The organism is Staphylococcus arlettae (assembly GCF_002902345.1).
GTDB classification, from domain to species: Bacteria; Bacillota; Bacilli; order Staphylococcales; family Staphylococcaceae; genus Staphylococcus; species Staphylococcus arlettae.
On sequence record NZ_PPQB01000029.1, the window covers coordinates 23,070 to 40,969 of the forward strand.

16 protein-coding genes, 7 tRNA genes and 1 pseudogene are annotated in these 17,900 nt (G+C 31.9%); 23 read left to right on the forward strand and 1 reads right to left on the reverse strand.

The window, feature by feature from the left end:
• The first annotated feature begins 9 nt into the window (after positions 1-9).
• From CD036_RS12220 to fumC, 20 genes and pseudogenes are all read left to right on the forward strand, one after another.
• A tRNA-Tyr gene (locus CD036_RS12220) sits at positions 10-93 on the forward strand.
• A gap of 4 nt (positions 94-97) precedes the next feature.
• Positions 98-169: transfer RNA gene (locus CD036_RS12225), tRNA-Gln, on the forward strand.
• Between the two features lie 7 nt (positions 170-176).
• A tRNA-Cys gene (locus CD036_RS12230) sits at positions 177-250 on the forward strand.
• A gap of 7 nt (positions 251-257) precedes the next feature.
• Positions 258-332: transfer RNA gene (locus CD036_RS12235), tRNA-Gly, on the forward strand.
• A gap of 18 nt (positions 333-350) precedes the next feature.
• A tRNA-Gly gene (locus CD036_RS13200) sits at positions 351-425 on the forward strand.
• An 18-nt stretch (positions 426-443) separates the two neighbouring features.
• Positions 444-518 (forward strand) — tRNA-Gly (locus tag CD036_RS12240).
• Between the two features lie 42 nt (positions 519-560).
• A tRNA-Leu gene (locus tag CD036_RS12245) sits at positions 561-644 on the forward strand.
• A gap of 360 nt (positions 645-1,004) precedes the next feature.
• A pseudogene (locus CD036_RS13360) lies at positions 1,005-1,195 on the forward strand (hypothetical protein).
• A gap of 54 nt (positions 1,196-1,249) precedes the next feature.
• Positions 1,250-1,603 (forward strand): DUF1722 domain-containing protein, encoded by a 354-nt coding sequence (locus CD036_RS12255; RefSeq protein WP_210147007.1) that lies wholly within the window; start codon positions 1,250-1,252, stop codon positions 1,601-1,603.
• Between the two features lie 516 nt (positions 1,604-2,119).
• Entirely contained in the window at positions 2,120-3,154 is a 1,035-nt protein-coding gene (locus tag CD036_RS12260; protein ID WP_172606411.1) for a YSIRK-type signal peptide-containing protein, read from the forward strand.
• Between the two features lie 117 nt (positions 3,155-3,271).
• Positions 3,272-5,617, forward strand: a complete 2,346-nt coding sequence (locus tag CD036_RS12265; protein WP_103388777.1) for a hypothetical protein — start codon at positions 3,272-3,274, stop codon at positions 5,615-5,617.
• 313 nt (positions 5,618-5,930) lie between these two features.
• Positions 5,931-6,989, forward strand: a complete 1,059-nt coding sequence (locus tag CD036_RS12270; RefSeq protein WP_103388778.1) for a PTS sugar transporter subunit IIC — start codon at positions 5,931-5,933, stop codon at positions 6,987-6,989.
• A 241-nt stretch (positions 6,990-7,230) separates the two neighbouring features.
• On the forward strand, positions 7,231-8,655 hold the full coding sequence (locus CD036_RS12275) for an ABC transporter substrate-binding protein/permease (protein ID WP_371861096.1): 1,425 nt from the start codon (positions 7,231-7,233) through the stop codon (positions 8,653-8,655).
• A complete protein-coding gene (locus tag CD036_RS12280) occupies positions 8,648-9,370 on the forward strand; it encodes an amino acid ABC transporter ATP-binding protein (RefSeq protein WP_002509223.1) in 723 nt (240 codons plus the stop codon). Before CD036_RS12275 ends, CD036_RS12280 begins: the two co-directional genes overlap by 8 nt.
• 143 nt (positions 9,371-9,513) lie before the next feature.
• Positions 9,514-10,644, forward strand: coding sequence for a tRNA epoxyqueuosine(34) reductase QueG (gene queG, locus CD036_RS12285; RefSeq protein WP_002509222.1), 1,131 nt, complete (start codon positions 9,514-9,516; stop codon positions 10,642-10,644).
• Between the two features lies 1 nt (position 10,645).
• Positions 10,646-11,116: a tRNA (uridine(34)/cytosine(34)/5-carboxymethylaminomethyluridine(34)-2'-O)-methyltransferase TrmL gene (trmL, locus tag CD036_RS12290; RefSeq protein WP_103388779.1), complete on the forward strand. Its 471-nt coding sequence runs from the start codon at positions 10,646-10,648 to the stop codon at positions 11,114-11,116.
• A 179-nt stretch (positions 11,117-11,295) separates the two neighbouring features.
• The gene (locus CD036_RS12295) at positions 11,296-11,895 is read left to right on the forward strand and encodes a sugar phosphate isomerase family (RefSeq protein WP_002509220.1); all 600 of its coding nucleotides are present in this window, start codon (positions 11,296-11,298) and stop codon (positions 11,893-11,895) included.
• Positions 11,896-11,921: 26 nt separating this feature from the next.
• Entirely contained in the window at positions 11,922-12,098 is a 177-nt protein-coding gene (locus CD036_RS13205; RefSeq protein WP_002509219.1) for an SAS053 family DNA gyrase inhibitor, read from the forward strand.
• A 162-nt stretch (positions 12,099-12,260) separates the two neighbouring features.
• Positions 12,261-12,680, forward strand: a complete 420-nt coding sequence (locus CD036_RS12300; RefSeq protein ID WP_002509218.1) for a hypothetical protein — start codon at positions 12,261-12,263, stop codon at positions 12,678-12,680.
• 223 nt (positions 12,681-12,903) lie between these two features.
• Positions 12,904-14,289 carry a class II fumarate hydratase gene (fumC, locus tag CD036_RS12305; RefSeq protein ID WP_103388780.1) on the forward strand — a complete coding sequence of 462 codons (1,386 nt, stop codon included), beginning with the start codon at positions 12,904-12,906 and terminating at the stop codon, positions 14,287-14,289.
• Between the two features lie 92 nt (positions 14,290-14,381).
• Here the strand turns inward: fumC and CD036_RS12310 are convergent, their stop codons facing one another.
• Positions 14,382-15,215 carry an RluA family pseudouridine synthase gene (locus tag CD036_RS12310; RefSeq protein WP_103388781.1) on the reverse strand — a complete coding sequence of 278 codons (834 nt, stop codon included), beginning with the start codon at positions 15,213-15,215 and terminating at the stop codon, positions 14,382-14,384.
• A 237-nt stretch (positions 15,216-15,452) separates the two neighbouring features.
• Between CD036_RS12310 and CD036_RS12315 the strand changes: the two genes are divergently transcribed.
• From CD036_RS12315 to CD036_RS12325, 3 genes are all read left to right on the forward strand, one after another.
• Positions 15,453-16,568: a GAF domain-containing sensor histidine kinase gene (locus tag CD036_RS12315; protein WP_103388782.1), complete on the forward strand. Its 1,116-nt coding sequence runs from the start codon at positions 15,453-15,455 to the stop codon at positions 16,566-16,568.
• Between the two features lie 16 nt (positions 16,569-16,584).
• Positions 16,585-17,214 carry a response regulator gene (locus CD036_RS12320; protein ID WP_002509214.1) on the forward strand — a complete coding sequence of 210 codons (630 nt, stop codon included), beginning with the start codon at positions 16,585-16,587 and terminating at the stop codon, positions 17,212-17,214.
• Between the two features lie 90 nt (positions 17,215-17,304).
• Entirely contained in the window at positions 17,305-17,772 is a 468-nt protein-coding gene (locus CD036_RS12325; protein WP_103388783.1) for a hypothetical protein, read from the forward strand.
• The last annotated feature ends 128 nt before the right edge of the window (positions 17,773-17,900 follow it).

Consider the following 17,900-nt stretch of genomic DNA (forward strand, 5'->3'; position numbering starts at 1 on the left):
TCACATGATGGAGGGGTAGCGAAGTGGCTAAACGCGGCGGACTGTAAATCCGCTCCTTCGGGTTCGGCAGTTCGAATCTGCCCCCCTCCACCATTAATGGGCTATAGCCAAGCGGTAAGGCAACGGACTTTGACTCCGTCACGCGCTGGTTCGAATCCAGCTAGCCCAGTTAGATTGGCGGCATAGCCAAGTGGTAAGGCAGAGGTCTGCAAAACCTTTATCACCGGTTCAAATCCGGTTGCCGCCTCCATGTATATGCGGGAGTAGTTCAATTCTTAGAACAGGTTCCTTCCCGGAACAAGGTATAGGTGCAAGTCCTATCTTCCGCTCCATTTCAAATAATATATTATGCGGGAGTAGTTCAACTCTTAGAACAGGTTCCTTCCCGGAACAAGGTATAGGTGTAAATCCTATCTTCCGCTCCATTTCAAATATTATATTATGCGGGAGTAGTTCAACTCTTAGAACAGGTTCCTTCCCGGAACAAGGTATAGGTGCAAATCCTATCTTCCGCTCCAATTATTACTTCCAGGTAGGAAGTTTTTTATTTATAACATTGAGCCGGTGTGGCGGAATTGGCAGACGCGCGGGACTCAAAATCCCGTTCCTTTAGAGGAGTGTCGGTTCGATCCCGACCACCGGTATAATAATAACATCATAAAGTATTAACCTTGTATAGAAATCCCGTATCTTCGGGATTTCTTTTTTTATAACTCCCATTAAGTATCACTGCTATTAAAGTTAGAACCTCACCGTCATTGAAAGGTAAAGTAGGAAGTAATAATGTATCAAAATCTACTAAAGTTAAATCATATTACAGTGCAGTATGTAAGATTACTGACAACAAAGAGAGAATCAAGGTAAATTAAAGTGGAATTGGTAAAGTTATGTTACAAGTAAATTAATCATATCATATACAAGGGTAGGCACGTACCAGGTGCTTGCCCTATTTTTTATTTACATACACGAACAAGTATTCTATTATATTCATGAGGTGATAATAAATCGAATCCAATTTAGACTGGAATAAAGATTTTCAAGAATGCCAGGATATTTTAAATTCAGGAATACATCACGAATAGTCATATAACACTAAAGTGAATTTGATACTTAATCCCGAATACACTGGTCAAGGTAAACAATTTTCTTTACTAAAGATATTATTAAAGCCAATAAAATAGTTCATTTTTATTAAAGTAAATATTGAAAGTAGGTATTTAAAATTAGTAAACAATTTCAAAAAGAAAAACTGTGGAGTAGATATAAATACGAGGTTTTATGGCATGATCAAAAAACTTATAATGATATTAGGTATTTGATGAATAATGATGCTCAAATTGAATTAGTACAACAAAAAATCCAATACGCCCTAAATAAGCAGCCATCTAAAGGTTCAATAATAAATGCTTATTGTCATATGTGGGGTTATTTTAAAAAGATAAGTACTGAACAAGAAAAACAGTTATTTATAAAATTAAAGATAGATTTCGAAAATCAAATAATAAGAGAAAAAGAATTAATTGATTTTATCAAGAGATTAGCTGATTTATATGAAGTAACTTATTTAAAACAATCTACTATTATAAATAACGCACCTAAATGAATAAGTGCGTTGTGTTTCTTATATTATAATGTGTGTAAATACCCCATCGGGATTTATTACACGTCATATTAAAAGTTTGGTCACTCAGTGGTCACATAGCAGTTTAAAGTATAGTGATAGAAACGTTTTTAAATGTAAATTATCCTGACCACCGGTATAATGATAAGTTAATAGGTCAAACCTAATTCAGAAACCTCGATTTATCGGGGTTTCTTTTTTTGTCCGCCAACATCATTAAATATATTGATCCTTGTATGAATGATTTATACTTACATATTTATATTTTAATTATAAAGCTTTTGGTTATATCTAATTAACATATAAGTTTACAGATAATATTAATTTTTATGTTTATATTTTACTTATTTACTTTTACATTTTACTATACTGAGTTATCGACTGTCCTAAAGAATTTAGCCTTTGTATAATAATATTTGAATGTAACGGTATGAAATTGTTGAATATTAATTTTATATGCTTACATTTTATATTACTCGTAGAAGGAGATTTAACATTGTGAAAACGTATAAAGAACATACTGCAAGAAAACACAACAAATACGCTATTAGAAAATTTAGTGTAGGTCTTGCCTCTATTATGGTTGGTAGTATTATATTTTTCGGCCATTACATGACTGCACAAGCGAGTGAAGTTCAAAATAATGAAGACTCAAATCAAAGTTCATTGCAGGCAAACAACGTAACAGAGGTAGATGTAGTGTCTGAGACTGGTGAACTAAAACCAAATGTACAAAGATCTTCAAACTCTGCTACAGTTGGTACGCAAGATAATTTGGCAGAACCAAATAACGCTATACACAATATTACAGAAGGGACAAATTCAGTAACAGAAAACAGGAACCAACAACAGCAAAGTGTACAAGAGACACCCAATAAAGCCGATAATACTACTAAGCAAGGAGAAGCACAAAACCAAGTCTCTAATCAATTATCACAAGTTAGAAAAGCAAATTTTCAAGAAATACCTCGAGACATCCCTCAACAAAATAATAATGTTCAGCACAGTGCGCCACAAGTTGTAGCAAATCATTCAACACCTGAATATCAATCATTAGATGCAAAGAAAGTTAAAAGACAAGTAATTAATAAATCAACTTATGATGTTGATGTCTTAAAAATAATAGAAAAAAATAAGCAACATCTGAATGAGGAAGAACGTAAATTCTTTTTAAGAATGGCATCACGTAATACGTCTTTTTTACCTAACGACTGGTCATTGATCTATAACCGTAATTATAAAGATATTTCCAGAAATGTTTTTGAACGTAAAATAGGTAAAGCAGGTAAAGAAAAAAATGAAAAAGTACTGACAGCAATGTATGATCTAATTGAACAGAGAAATAATAACGAATTTCATACAGAATTATCCAAAGATCATAAAAGATATATTAAAAAGCACAAATACAATTTAAAACAAAATATTAATGCTCAAAATCCAACAATTGATATTCGTTTATCAAAAGATATTATTGCAATTTCACAACCGAATAGTGTTGCACGTTTTGAATCTTGGGGATTAAGATTAAATTAAAACTTAGCTAATAAAATTGAAGAAGTCAAAGTAAATTATAATTGGAATAATAAATCTATCGAAAAAGTAATTAATAAAGATAGTAATGGCTTTTATTGGGTTAGAGGGGATGTCGATTTGCCTGTAAAATACCATCGTGCTGGTGGGGGAATGGATTTTGCACTAAAACTGAGACAAGGACAATTTATAGATAAAATAAATGATAAGCTTTGGGGTTATATTATTGCCGATTCAAATCAGAAAGCAACAATAGTTGGTTCTACGTTAAGTTTTAAAAAGTTTGATTTTGCAGAGCGTAATTATGATATAAACTTTAATGAAAAACTGCTGACATTACAAAAAAATCGATTAATTCGAAAGATTAATGACAATACAGAAAATTTTATCAATAAAGATAGTCTTAAACAGAAATATTTACAACAGGTTAATCATGCAATTGGAAATATCACTACAGTCAAAGAATTTGCGCAAGTACATCATACATTAGAGCAAATAAATACAAGTGTAGAAAGGGCAGCAAAAGAACTTAAAACGTCAACAATTAACAGTCTTGATGTTAATGCTCAAACTAAATTTGTAGATGTGTTTAAATATATTGACGCGCATAAAGACAAATTGACTAGTGAAGAGCATCAATTTTTACTACGTATGGTATCTCGCTTTGGCACTTTCCTAGAGCGTGATTGGAATTTAATGTATCAAGCTAGATATAATGAAATATCGAATAATGTGAATACTAGAGTATTAGGTAACCAAGTCAATCAGATTAATAAAATTTTAACTAATATGAGAGAGCTAATTCAAAGTCGAAACGGTGAAAACTACTTTAAAGATTTTAGTAGTGATAGTCAAAATAAATATCGAGTTAACAATTATTCCGTTGATTCAAATATTACAAAAGACGATATGAATAGACAACAAATTGTGTTAGGCATTAATAAAGGTCAAGTTACTTCTTTAGTTTCTTTATATAAAAAACGCATTAATAGATTCGAAAATTGGGGCTTACGTACGAATGAAGCTTTAAATGCTAAATTAGCTTCTGTTAAAGTTAGATATCGTTGGGCTAACCAAGATTATGAACGAGAATTAGTGAGATCTAAAGAGGGTGTTTATTGGTTCGATGAACGACAGTATCATGATGACAATAAATATCATTCTGGTGGTGGTGTGAAGTTTGTTGTGACATTTAAAAAAGGTCACATATTAGACCATGAGAATGACATGGCATGGGGTTATGTGATTAGTGATTCTAAAAATAAAATAACAGATGTTGGTGCCAATATTGGATTTGGTAAATATGATTTTAGAAGCAATCAATTAGACGCTACTTTTAACAATAATGCAGTTCAAATAGTGAAAGAAGATTTACAAAATTATATTACTAAGCACCAAGGTACTTTATTAGATAAAGGCGGCGATGTGAATCACTTTACTGAAAGCCTAAATGCTATAAACACAAATGGAAGTAATACCGAAGTCATAGCTCAATTATCACAATTAGGCAGAGCAATAAACACAGCTATAAATAAATCAGTGAATCAATCTAACGTTATTGTTATTCCAACTAATAAACAGCATATTGGTACCTATGCTAAAGGGTTGAAAGATGTTTATTTTATAAGCGCACAAAGTTTAAATACAAATCCAATAAATTCTCTTAATCCGGATGGATCATTAGATATCCAGCCTAAAGGTTATTTTTTCTATAAGGTCAAAGCGACAGATAAATTAGCGACTGGTAATAAATTTAACTTACAAATTAAAACTAAGTCAGTTGCGGAACAAACACGCTTTGAGTATGCATTTATAGGTGCTGATAATAAATATATAAGTAAAAATCTTATGATACCAAAAGTCGAGGATGGCTTATACCAATTAAACAATATATTGGTTCCAAAAGGTACAAATGCTATCATGTTACGTTTAGACAATAGAAATGGTAATAGTGATGTAGCAATTCAAAATATATCTCTAATTGCACACGAAGCATTAACGAATGAAGCAAGTAGAAATAATTTAATCGTTGTGCCTCCAAGTCAGCAACATATCGCAAATTTTGCGAAATCAATCAAAGATAGTTATTTTTCATCTTATCAAGCGAAAAACAGCTCACCGAACAATTCGTTTGATAAAGACGGCTCATTAACAATTGCACCGTCTGGTTATTTCTTCTATAACTTAAATACAATTAACGATTTAGCTCCAGGCAAACAATTCAAGATTCAAGTAATTACAGCACACAATGCTGATAAGTCAAAAGTAGAATATCGATTTACTAAAGGCGAAAATAATGAAAAACTACCGATTATAAGTGTACAAAAAGATGCACAAGGTAATTTTGTATCAGATAATATTACAGTTCCAGAAAATGCCAAAACATTAGCGTTACGTATAGATAATCGTCAAGGTTCAGAAGAATTTAAAATACTGGGAGTAAATGTATTTCCTGTACAAGTATAATTCCAGTAGTTGTTATAACTAACAATGCTTAATAAACAACAATTAGTGAAACTTAACTAATATATACTGTGTTAAAAGTTGACTATTAATAACACATACAGAGCAAGTAAAGTGATTTGTTAAAACAAGTTACTTTCTTGCTCTTTTTTTACCATAGATAATTGCATATTTTATTATTAATTACGGTAAAAATTTAAAACAATAAGTATTTAGGTACTCCCTTTTTTTGTCACTTTCAATTATAATCAACATTAAGGTTTTAACTAGTATATAAGATAAAGAAGTCTTTAATGTGATTTGGAGGACAATAAATATGAGTAAAGGAAGTATGACACCTAAAATCTTTTTAATGAATATATTAAATGCTGTAGGTGCTGGTGTAGTTATCGCTTTACTACCTAATGCGTTATTGGGTGAATTGTTAAAGCTTTTTAAAGATGGTTATCCGACATTACAAACGATTTATGAAATTGTCGTGGTTATCCAATCATTTATGCCATTTATTATAGGTGTGTTAGCTGCACACCAATTTAAATTTAGTGGTGCAGGTGCCACAATGATTGGAACTTCTGCAATGATTGGGAGTGGTGTAATCAAAGTAACAGGCACTAGTTTCAATATGAGTGGTGTCGGTGACATCATTAACGTTATCGTGGTAGTAATAATTACGTGTGCATTATATATGCTCTTACAAAATAAATTAGGTTCATTAGAGATGATTATTTTACCGGTGTTGATTCCAGTAATTGGTGGGGGACTTGGGTTATATACTTTGCCTTATGTCACAAATGTTACAAAAACAATAGGTCAAATCGTAAATTCATTTACTGATTTTAATCCTTTATTGATGTCAATTTTAATATGTATTACATATGCATTATTAATGGTTACACCAATATCCGTAGTAGCTATTGCTACAGCAATTGGATTAACTGGTTTAGGCAGTGGTGCTGCTAATATGGGAATTGTTGCTGCTTGTGTGACGTTTTTATTTGGATCCATACGTATCAATTCAGCAGGTGTTAATTTAGTCTTAATCATTGGCGCAGCCAAAATGATGATTCCAGTCTATCTACGTAATCCTATCATCATGATTCCACTTATTATTAATGGTACTATTGGTGGTTTATTGACATATTTTGTGGGCATTAAAGGAACACCGATGTCGGCAGGATTTGGTTATACTGGTTTAGTAGGTCCTATTAATGCCTTTAATAGAATGGAAGGAGATGCAATGATGAATATTATACTGTTAGTATTTGCTTACTTTATTATTCCATTCGTTGCAGCATTCTTTGTTCATGGACTATGTAAAAGGTTAATGGCGGGCTATTCTGATGATATTTATCAATTTGAAATACCCAAACAATAATTATTTAGGTTAAAGTAAAAATGAGCAGTATTGATTCACAGCATGTGAATTAATACTGCTTTATTTTTATACATATAATATACAATAATATTGTTGATCATTCGATTTCATACCTTAATAATAGCAAATTCTTTAAAATGATATTGAATAACATTGCGTAATTGTGTATAATAATAAAATATATTGAAAGGGGCACTGATGAATGGCACAATCTGGGAAATTAATATTAGTAGTAATCATAATGTTTAGCTCATTGCTTATGTATGTTCAACCAACAACTTATGCAGCACAAGATGAGCAATGGGAAAAAATAAAAGAACGTGGTGAATTACGTGTTGGATTATCAGCCGATTATGCACCATATGAATTTGAACACAACGTAGATGGTAAACGTAAGTATGATGGTATAGATATAGATTTAGCGAAAAAGATTGCTAAAGATAATAATTTAAAATTAAAAATTGTAAATATGCAATTTGATAGTTTATTAGGTGCAATAAAAACAGGGAAAATTGATATTATTATCTCAGGTATGACACCAACACCTGAACGAGAAAAAGAAGTTGATTTTTCCAATCCATATATGACAGTAACGCAAAAAATGATTATTAAAAAATCAGAAGACGATAAATTACAAAAGTTAGATGATTTTGCTAATAAAAAAATTGGCGTACAAAAACAAACTCAACAAGAAACGATAGCAAAAAATGAAATTGACAATGCTAATATCCAGTCTTTAACGAGAGTACCGGAAGTGATAATGTCCTTGAAAAGTGGTAAGGTCAGTGGCATGGTTATCGAAGGACCAGTGGCAGAAGCATATTTAAAACAAAACCCAGATTTAAAATTTGCTGAAGGAGTTAAATTTGAAGAAGGGGAAAAAAATACAGCAATTGCAGTGCCCAAAAATTCACCGGAACTAATGAAACATTTAAATGCGACGATTAAAGATGTGAAAGATAATAATTTAATTGCGGATTATAAAGACAATGCAGCAGAAGCAATGAAAAAAGATGACGGTAATTTCTTTACAAAATATGGTAACTTTTTCTTAAAAGGAATACAAAACACGATCTTAATTTCTATTGTAGGAGTAGTTTTAGGTGCGATTTTAGGTTCAGTGTTAGCATTATTTAAATTAAGTAAAGTTAAACCGTTGAGATGGTTAGCATCGGCTTATATTGAATTTTTAAGAGGTACACCGCTTTTAGTACAAGTCTTTTTAGTTTATTTTGGTTCAACAGCAGTCTTAGGTTGGAATCTTTCCGCATTAATTTGCGGTATGATAGCACTTGTTATTAATTGTTCAGCTTATATTGCGGAAATTATTAGAGCAGGTATTAATGCAGTTGATAAAGGGCAAATGGAGGCAGCTAGAAGTTTAGGTTTGTCTTATGGTCAAACAATGAAAAGTGTCATATTACCGCAAGCCATTAAAAATATATTACCGGCTTTAGGTAACGAATTTGTTACAGTGATCAAAGAATCATCTATTGTCTCTGTAATTGGTGTCAGTGAAATTATGTTTAATGCTCAAGTAGTACAAGGTGCTTCTTTTGATCCGTTTACGCCACTATTAGTAGCAGCAGTACTATACTTTATTCTTACATTTACATTGTCACGTATTATGTATTTCTTTGAAGGGAGATTGAAAGTCAGTGATTGATATTAAAAATTTAACTAAGTCCTTTGGACAAAATGAAGTATTAAAGGGTATTGACTTATCGATTGAACGCGGAGAAGTTGTTGCTATTATCGGACCTTCAGGAAGCGGGAAAAGTACTTTTTTACGATGCATGAATTTATTAGAAACACCAACGAGTGGTGAAGTGATATTTAATGGCAATAGTTTAACTGCAAAAGATACCAAACTTGAACAATTGAGACAAAATATGGGTATGGTTTTTCAAAATTTTAATTTATTTCCACATAAAAAGGTAATAGATAACATATTATTAGCTCCGACACTATTAAAAAAAGGAAATAACAGTGATTTGCAACAAACTGCAATGACTTTATTAGACAAGGTAGGTTTAGCTGATAAAGCTGACGCCTATCCATCACAACTATCTGGAGGACAAAAGCAAAGAGTTGCTATAGCCAGAGCATTAGCAATGAATCCAGAAGTATTGTTATTTGATGAACCAACATCTGCATTAGATCCAGAAGTTGTTGGTGACGTATTAGAAGTTATGCAAAATTTAGCCAAAGAAGGTATGACAATGGTAGTCGTTACGCATGAGATGAATTTTGCTAAAGACGTCAGCAATAAAGTGGTATTTATGGCAGACGGCTATGTTGTTGAGTCAGGTTCACCGCAAGATATATTTGAAACACCACAGCATGACAGAACGAAAAGCTTTTTAGCCAGAGTGTTATAGCATAATTAAATTAAGTGATCACGTATGATAGATGAAATGCGTTGGTCGCTTAATTTTTTTAGTTAACAACAATAATTCAACATACGTAGCGTTAGTATTTTATGTTAAACTATGACTTGTATGCTTAAAAGTGGGGTGAAAAAATGGATATAAATCAATTGAAACAAGAAGTTATCGATTATGCACATTCCATTGGTATAGATCATATCGGTTTTACGACTGCAGATCCATTTGATGAATTAAAACAAAAGCTTGAAGATTATCATAGTAAGGGATATGCTTCAGGATTTGAAGAACCTGATATTAATTTAAGAACAGAACCCAAACTATCTTTGCCAACAGCACGTTCAATTATTGCAATAGCAGTAGGCTATCCTAATAAGTTGAAAGGTGCACCGAAAAGTGTAAGAGGTGACCGTCGAGGACTATTTGCCCGTGCATCTTGGGGGCAAGATTATCACACGATTATGCGTAAGAGACTAGATAAATTAGAACAATTTTTGCGTTCGAAAGTTGCAGATATTGAAGTTAAATCTATGGTTGATACAGGCGTATTATCAGATAGAGCTGTAGCTGAAAGAGCAGGTTTAGGCTTTACTGGTAGAAATGGTTTCGTCATTAATCCTGACTTAGGCACTTGGACCTATTTAGGAGAAATGCTTGTTAGTGTGCCATTTGCACCAGATGACCCGCTGTTAGATAGCTGTGGAGATTGTACAATATGTGTTGATCGTTGCCCTACAGGTGCGCTTGTAGGAGATGGACAATTAAATAGTCAAAAATGTATAAGTTTCTTAACTCAAACGAAAGGCTATATGGCAGACGAATATCGTTATAAAATAGGTAATCGTTTATATGGCTGTGATACGTGTCAGCAAGTTTGTCCGAAAAACAGAGGCATTAATACACAACATGATGATATTGTCTTAGAACCGGAAATATTAAAACCTAGATTAGTGCCATTATTAAAAATGTCTAATAAGGAGTTTAAAAATACTTATGGACATTTAGCAGGTGCATGGCGTGGCAAAAAACCTATTCAACGTAACGCAATTTTAGCCTTAGCTCATTTTAAGGAAGAAGCAGCCATTCCTGATCTTAAAGATGTGGCTTTAACTGATCCTAGACCAATGATTAGAGCTACAGCATATTGGGCTATTGGTCAAATACTTGGCGAAGAAGCGCGTCCATTTATTGATGCTTATTACGATACTGAAATAGAAGAAGTTCAACAAGAAATGTTAAAAGGATTGGAACAGAGGAGAGAACATTAAGATGACAAACCATATTGTATTATTTCAACCAGAAATCCCAGGAAACACTGGAAGTATTGCACGTACTTGTGCAGGAACATATACCCACTTACATCTAATTAAACCATTAGGCTTTAGTACGGATGATAAGATGTTAAAACGCGCAGGTTTAGATTACTGGGATAGCGTAAATATAACGTATCATGAAAGTATTGAAGCGTTTTTTGAGTCTACAGAGGGTCATTATTATTTACTGACTAAATTTGGTCAACAAACTTATTCAACATTTGATTTTTCAAATACTGAAGAAGACCATTATTTTGTTTTTGGCAGAGAAACGACAGGGTTACCTGACTGGGTCAAAGAAAAATATAAAGATACTGCATTAAGAATGCCGATGAATAATAATATAAGATCATTAAATTTGTCTAACACAGCATCTATTTTAATTTATGAAGCGTTAAGACAACAAAATTATCCTGATTTAACTTAATTTATTTGAATATCAGTGAAAAATCTTGTCAAGATTTGTATAATGTAGGTAATAAGTATTAAATTGCATGTATACTGAAGATTAACTTCAAGGATTATGCGTTTAATCTTCTCAACACAAGGGTAATTATAAAAGAATATTAATGTCTGTACTAATAGAATACGAGGAGTGTAATAACAATGGCAATGAACTTTAAAGTATTAGAAAACGAACACGTTGTGGCAGAATATGTCGCTGATATTTTACGTAAACAATTTAATAATAATCCAACAACTATCGCTGGACTACATCTAGCTAAAGAAAATGCACCAGTATTGGACGAATTAAAAAAGAATGTAGATTCACACGCAGTTGATTTTAGTCAAATTAATATTTTAGATTATGATGACAATAAATCTTATTATGAAGCACTTGGTGTACCTAATGGTCAAATTTATAATGTGTCATTTAGTGAAGATACAGAGTCATTTATTAAAGATAAAATTAAAACAAAAGAAAACAAAGGAAAACTTATTGTACAAGTAGTATCATTAGATGCTTCAGGTAATTTAGATGTTGCTTTAAGACAAGGTTTATTGAGTTCTCGTGAAGTATTGTTGGTAATTACAGGTACTGATAAAAAAGATGCAGTTAAAAAATTATATGAAGAAAATGGTAAAACAAATTTCGAGCCTGCTGACTTAAAAGCACATAGAATGGTTAATGTCATTTTAGATGAAGCGGCTGCAGAAGGCTTACCTGAAGATGTACGCCAATATTTTACTGCTAGATTTGCTTAAATCATTTATAAAGTGAGGGAATTGTTGTGTCTAATGAAAAACATAATAATCATCAAGATGAAGAAATTGAAAATGAGATGGTAGATAGTTTTGATGATGTAGTTGATTTAGGTAAAGAGATGGAACAGATTTCTGAAGAAAATGATGAAGAAAAATTAAATAAATCTCATGATGCTGAAACACGTTCAGATTTAGATGAGTAGCAATAACAAGAACTTTAATGGACAAAATTAGTAATCAAAACATAAACTTTTTGATTACTGTTTTGTCCTTTTTTAGAATATATTTATCTATTTTGAAACGCTATCGGTTACTTGAATATGTTATGATTAGAGCATTCTAAGTATTAAGGAGAATTTAAGACAATGCTAAGTAAAAACTGGAAAAAGATTATGATTAGTGCATTTATCATAAATTTGATTTCAATAAAAGGATTTCCTATGGCGATTGGAGCAGTTTATTTACCAATTTTATTTAAAATAATTAAAATGCAAATGAATTTATCTAAAGGATTGGTGGATCAAGTAAATCCTAAAACATTTATCAAAAGTAACCAAACAGGCATTATTGTAAGTGTTGTTTGTTGTATAGTGATTTCAATACTATTGTTGAAGCCATTAAATGATTTTTATAACAGTTTAGGAGGATTTTTAGCCACTTTAATAACGATTAGTCCTATCACTATGATTATAGGTGCAATACTGCTTATATTGACTGCTATGGCCATTATCCAAGCAGCCAAAGCACACTATGCACAAGAAGTATTAAATAAAGAACAAGCTTAATTGTTTTTATCTGTTAAAATGCTATAGATGGTGTTTCTAATTTGCAATAATTGAAGCATATTGAGTGAAATAGCCACCTTTATATTAAAAAAGGTGAGGTTTTTCACTCTTTTTTTAAAATGAAACAGTAGTTTTTTGAAAACGCTACAATATACAATTGCCCCGATAAATTGTTTAATGCTATACTAAAAACGAACTAAGAATATCGAAGGGGAGTATACATATGTCAGTAAGAATTGAACACGATACATTTGGTGAAATTGAAGTACCAGCAGATAAATATTGGGGTGCGCAGACAGAAAGAAGTAAACGTAATTTTCCAGTCGGTAAAGAGCGTATGCCAATTGAAGTAGTATATGGGTTTGCTCAATTGAAACGTGCTGCAGCATTAGCCAATCATGAATTAGGTAAACTATCAGATGATAAAAAAAATGCGATTGTATATGCATGTGATCGTATTTTAAACAAAGAATTAGACGAACATTTTCCACTTGTTGTATGGCAAACTGGTAGCGGTACACAAAGTAATATGAACGTCAATGAAGTTGTAAGCTTCGTAGCCAATCAATATTTACAAGACAATAATTCGAATGAACAAATTCATCCGAACGATGATGTAAATAAATCACAAAGTTCTAATGATACATTCCCAACGGCTATGCATGTAGCTCTATATAGTGAAATTGAAACTAAATTAGAACCAGCACTACAACATTTAAGAGATACGTTTAAAGAAAAAGAAGAGCAATTTTATGATATTATCAAAATAGGACGTACACACTTACAAGACGCAACACCAATTCGTTTAGGCCAAGAAATTAGTGGTTGGAGATATATGTTAGATAAGTGTGAAACACTGTTAGCTGAATCGAAAGCTCACATCTTAAACTTAGCTATTGGTGGTACGGCAGTCGGTACTGGTATTAATGCTCATCCAGAGTTTGGAGATAAAGTGGCGAAATTTATCGCAGAAAATACTGGTTATGCATTTGTATCTTCTGACAATAAGTTCCATGCGTTAACTGCGCACGATGAAGTTGTACAATTGCATGGTACATTGAAAGCTCTTGCTGGAGATTTAACTAAAATTGCAAATGATGTTCGTTGGTTAGCATCGGGCCCTCGTGCTGGGTTGGCAGAAATTGCTATTCCTGAAAATGAACCAGGATCTTCAATTATGCCAGGAAAAGTAAATCCAACACAATGTGAAATGTTAACAATGGTTGCTACACAAGTAATGGGTAACGATGCAACTGTTGGCTTTGCAAGTTCACAAGGTAATTTTGAATTAAATGTCTACAAACCAGTAATTTTGCATAACACATTACAATCTATTTATTTACTTGCAGATGGAATGCAAACATTTAATGATAATTGTGCTGTAGGTATTGAGCCAATTCAGGAAAATATTGATAATTATTTAAATCAATCATTAATGTTAGTTACAGCATTAAACCCACATATTGGTTATGAAAAAGCAGCACACATTGCTAAAAAAGCACATAAAGAAGGACTGACTTTAAAAGATTCTGCAATTCAATCCGGATATTTAACTGCAGAACAATTTGATGAATGGATCAAACCTGAAGACATGGTAGAGCCTAAATAAAAGAACAATAAATAACATATAAAGAGGCTGGTACATTGTATAAATGCACTAGCCTCTTTTTGACATGTAATACAGTGACAACTTTCAGGAAATTACTGTTTCACATCATCATCTAATGATACGCTTATTTGGTTTTGTGTCAGCGGATGGGTAAATTCAATTTTATAACTTTGTAATTTTAGTTGGCGCAAAGTAGAATTACCATACAATGGATCACCGATAACAGGATGGCCAATTTCAGCTAAATGTACACGAATTTGATGTGTACGTCCTGTGTCTAATTTTAGTTCAATTTGGCATCTATTTTCATCAACCATTTGCGAACTTAAAATGTGTGTTATCGCACGTTGACCTGTTTGAGAGATTCGGCGTCTATTTGGATGGAATTTATCTTTACCTATAGGCATGTCTATTGTTTGTGGCTTAATAGGTAATAAACTCTTTACTTCAGCTCGATAAATGCGGTCAATTTGATTATCTTCTAACATGCGGTCTAAAATCTTTTTCATTAAAGGATTTTTAGCAACAATAAGTAATCCTACAGTTTCTTGATCGAGACGATGAATCGGTTCAACATAGTCATTATTTAGAGTATATATGACGTGATTCATTAAAGTATTACTTTCTTTTAAATCATTTGGATGTGTTTTAACACCTTTAGGCTTCATTACAATAGCCAAATCATCATCTTCATAGTAAATTTGAGCATATCGATAACTAGGTAAATAATTACTTTCTTCTGCTGGGTTTGGTAGGTAAACGTCATCACCTGCATTTACTTGATTAATTAACTTAGCAGGCTGATCATTGACAGTAATTTCATTGGACATATTTAAAGTGTGTAAATCTTTTTTTGGTAAGTTTAAGTGTTGAAAAATTTCTCTAATAGTATATTGATCAAACTTTTCTGGGATTTTAAATTTCATGGTATCCTCCTCAATCATTCCTAACTATCATACCATATCACTTACACTAAAAAAATCTGAATATAGTGTATTCCTATAAAATAATATAGTCCTTGCTATTTATTAGGTAAACATAGAGTTACTATACACATTTAAAGTCTCAGTAGCTTTGCAGTTAAAAGTTTTACTTATATTTCGTTTATAGTAATGAAGCTGTATAATATAAAGTGAACAACAAGTGAAAAGGGGGGACAATATATGGAAAAGCCTACCCGTTTGGCTTTATTAAAAGAAATAGCCGAATATTTAAATGAAGAAACCGAAACTTACAATATGATGCAAGGTGCGTTGAGATTTTTAATCGATGGCACTGAATTTACAACAGGTTGGATATTTTTTATAGATGATGAAGGACATCATGAATTAGTATCTGATGTCGATTTGCCGAGAGCACTGTCAAAACATGATTGTAAATATATGAAAGATGGCACTTGTTGGTGTGTCCAAGCATATCATAATGAAAAACTAACGAAAGCCTCAAATATTATAAATTGTTCGCGTATTAATTTGGCAAATCATGCTTATCATGAAGAAACAGATGGTGTGACACACCACGCAACCGTACCACTTCGCTCAGGTTCTGAACAATTTGGTTTGTTAAATGTTGCCACACCGCATACAAAGCGCTACAGTGAAGAAGATTTAGAATTACTAGAATCAGTAGCTTTTCAAATCGGTTCAGCGATTAAACGTATTATGTTGACCGATCAAGAAAAAGAAGCAGCACGTATAAATGAACGAAATAGACTGGCGAGAGATTTGCATGATTCAGTGAATCAAATGTTATTTTCAGTAAAATTAACTGCACACGCAGCAAAAGTAATGTCTAAAGAAAGTGTGTCACAACAAGCATTCACTGTGATTGAAGAGACGAGCCAACAAGCAGTTAATGAAATGCGAGCGTTAATTTGGCAATTAAAACCTATAGGACTGGAACAGGGGTTAATATTTGCGATAACTAAATATAGTGAAATGGTAAATCTATCATTGACTGTCGATGTTGAGGGTTTAATTAAATTACCTAGCTTAATAGAAGAAAATGTATATAGAATAATGCAAGAAGCATTAAATAATACACGTAAACATGCAGGTACTTCAAATGTACACTTAACTTTAAATCAAACAGCTAGCCATATATTTATTGAAATAAGCGATGACGGCAACGGTTTTGATAGTGGTCAAAAAGCAGTGGACAATGCACATGGTCTTAATAATATGAAACAACGAACGAAGATGATAGATGGAAATTTACAAGTTAACTCAACAGAGGGAGCAGGTACGACAATCGCGTTACTGATTCCCGTTAAAGCCTAAGGGAGGAAGATTATTAATGTATCGAATAATGTTAGTAGATGATCATCATATTGTAAGACAAGGTTTAGAATTTTTATTATCAACAGTTGATGACTTAGAAGTTGTAATGGGATTCTCAGATGGTAAAACCTTTTTAACGCATTTAGCAGAGCATCAAGATAATATGCCAGACATAGTATTACTCGATTTAGTTATGCCTGAAATGAATGGTATTGAAATAACTGAAATATTGAAAACCAAGTATCCAGATATCAAAATTTTAGTATTAACGAGTTACATAGATGATGAGCATGTTATTTCAGCCGTTGATAAAGGTGCAGATGGCTATGAAATGAAAGATGTTGAACCTGAACAGTTAATTAATACTATTAAAAGTGTGTTGAATGGCGAAAAAATTATACACCCGCAAGCTCAAAGTGTAATTGAAGCGGTACGTAATAAACCTCATATGACGAACAAATTATCAAAACGAGAAATTGAAGTCTTATCCGAAATGGTTAAAGGTAAGACCAATAAAGATATTGCAGAAACATTATTTGTTTCAGAAAAAACAATAAAAACTCATGTCAGTCATATATTAAATAAGCTACAAGTTTCAGATAGAACGCAAGCTGCAATTTACGCGATGGAAAATAAAATAGTGTGAAAATGATAAATATATTTAATTAATAATAAAGTTATAGACTGTAATAATCGACTTTTGTATACTGATTAATATATAAAAGGAGGAATTATTGTGAAAAAGTTATTGGTAATAGTTGGTTGTTTATTATTTTTTGCTGCAAGTTGTGGTAATAAAGTTGATGAAGAATTTTTAGAAGGAACTTGGATAAGTCAAAATGATGCAGAAGGAAAAATAATTTTTGATGGTGAAACTGTTAAATTAGGTGAGAATGCAACTAGCCAAACTTATGCTATAGCTTCTGATGACAATGGTAAATTTAATATAACTTTCCAAAGAGAAGAAACAGGTGGTATTGAAACTTACTATTTCCAAAAAGAAAGCAAAAATAAAATTAAAGTAACGAAAGCTGTTTTAGATAGTCCAAGTGATGAAAGATTAGATGAAAAAGATTTAAATACCGAATATAAAAAAGAAGATACAGGATTATTTTCAGGTTTTTTTAATTTTCTAGGAATAGTAATAGTGCTGGGATTATTATTTATTATAGGCTATTTATTAAATAAAAGAGTGAAAAAATAATGTTAAATATTATACATTATTTTTAATCTCTGTTTATCATAGGTTTGCAATTATAAATTTAATTTTTTTAGAAATACATTCATCTTTATTTTTAATGTTTATTGAAATATCAAAATTTTAATTCTTCA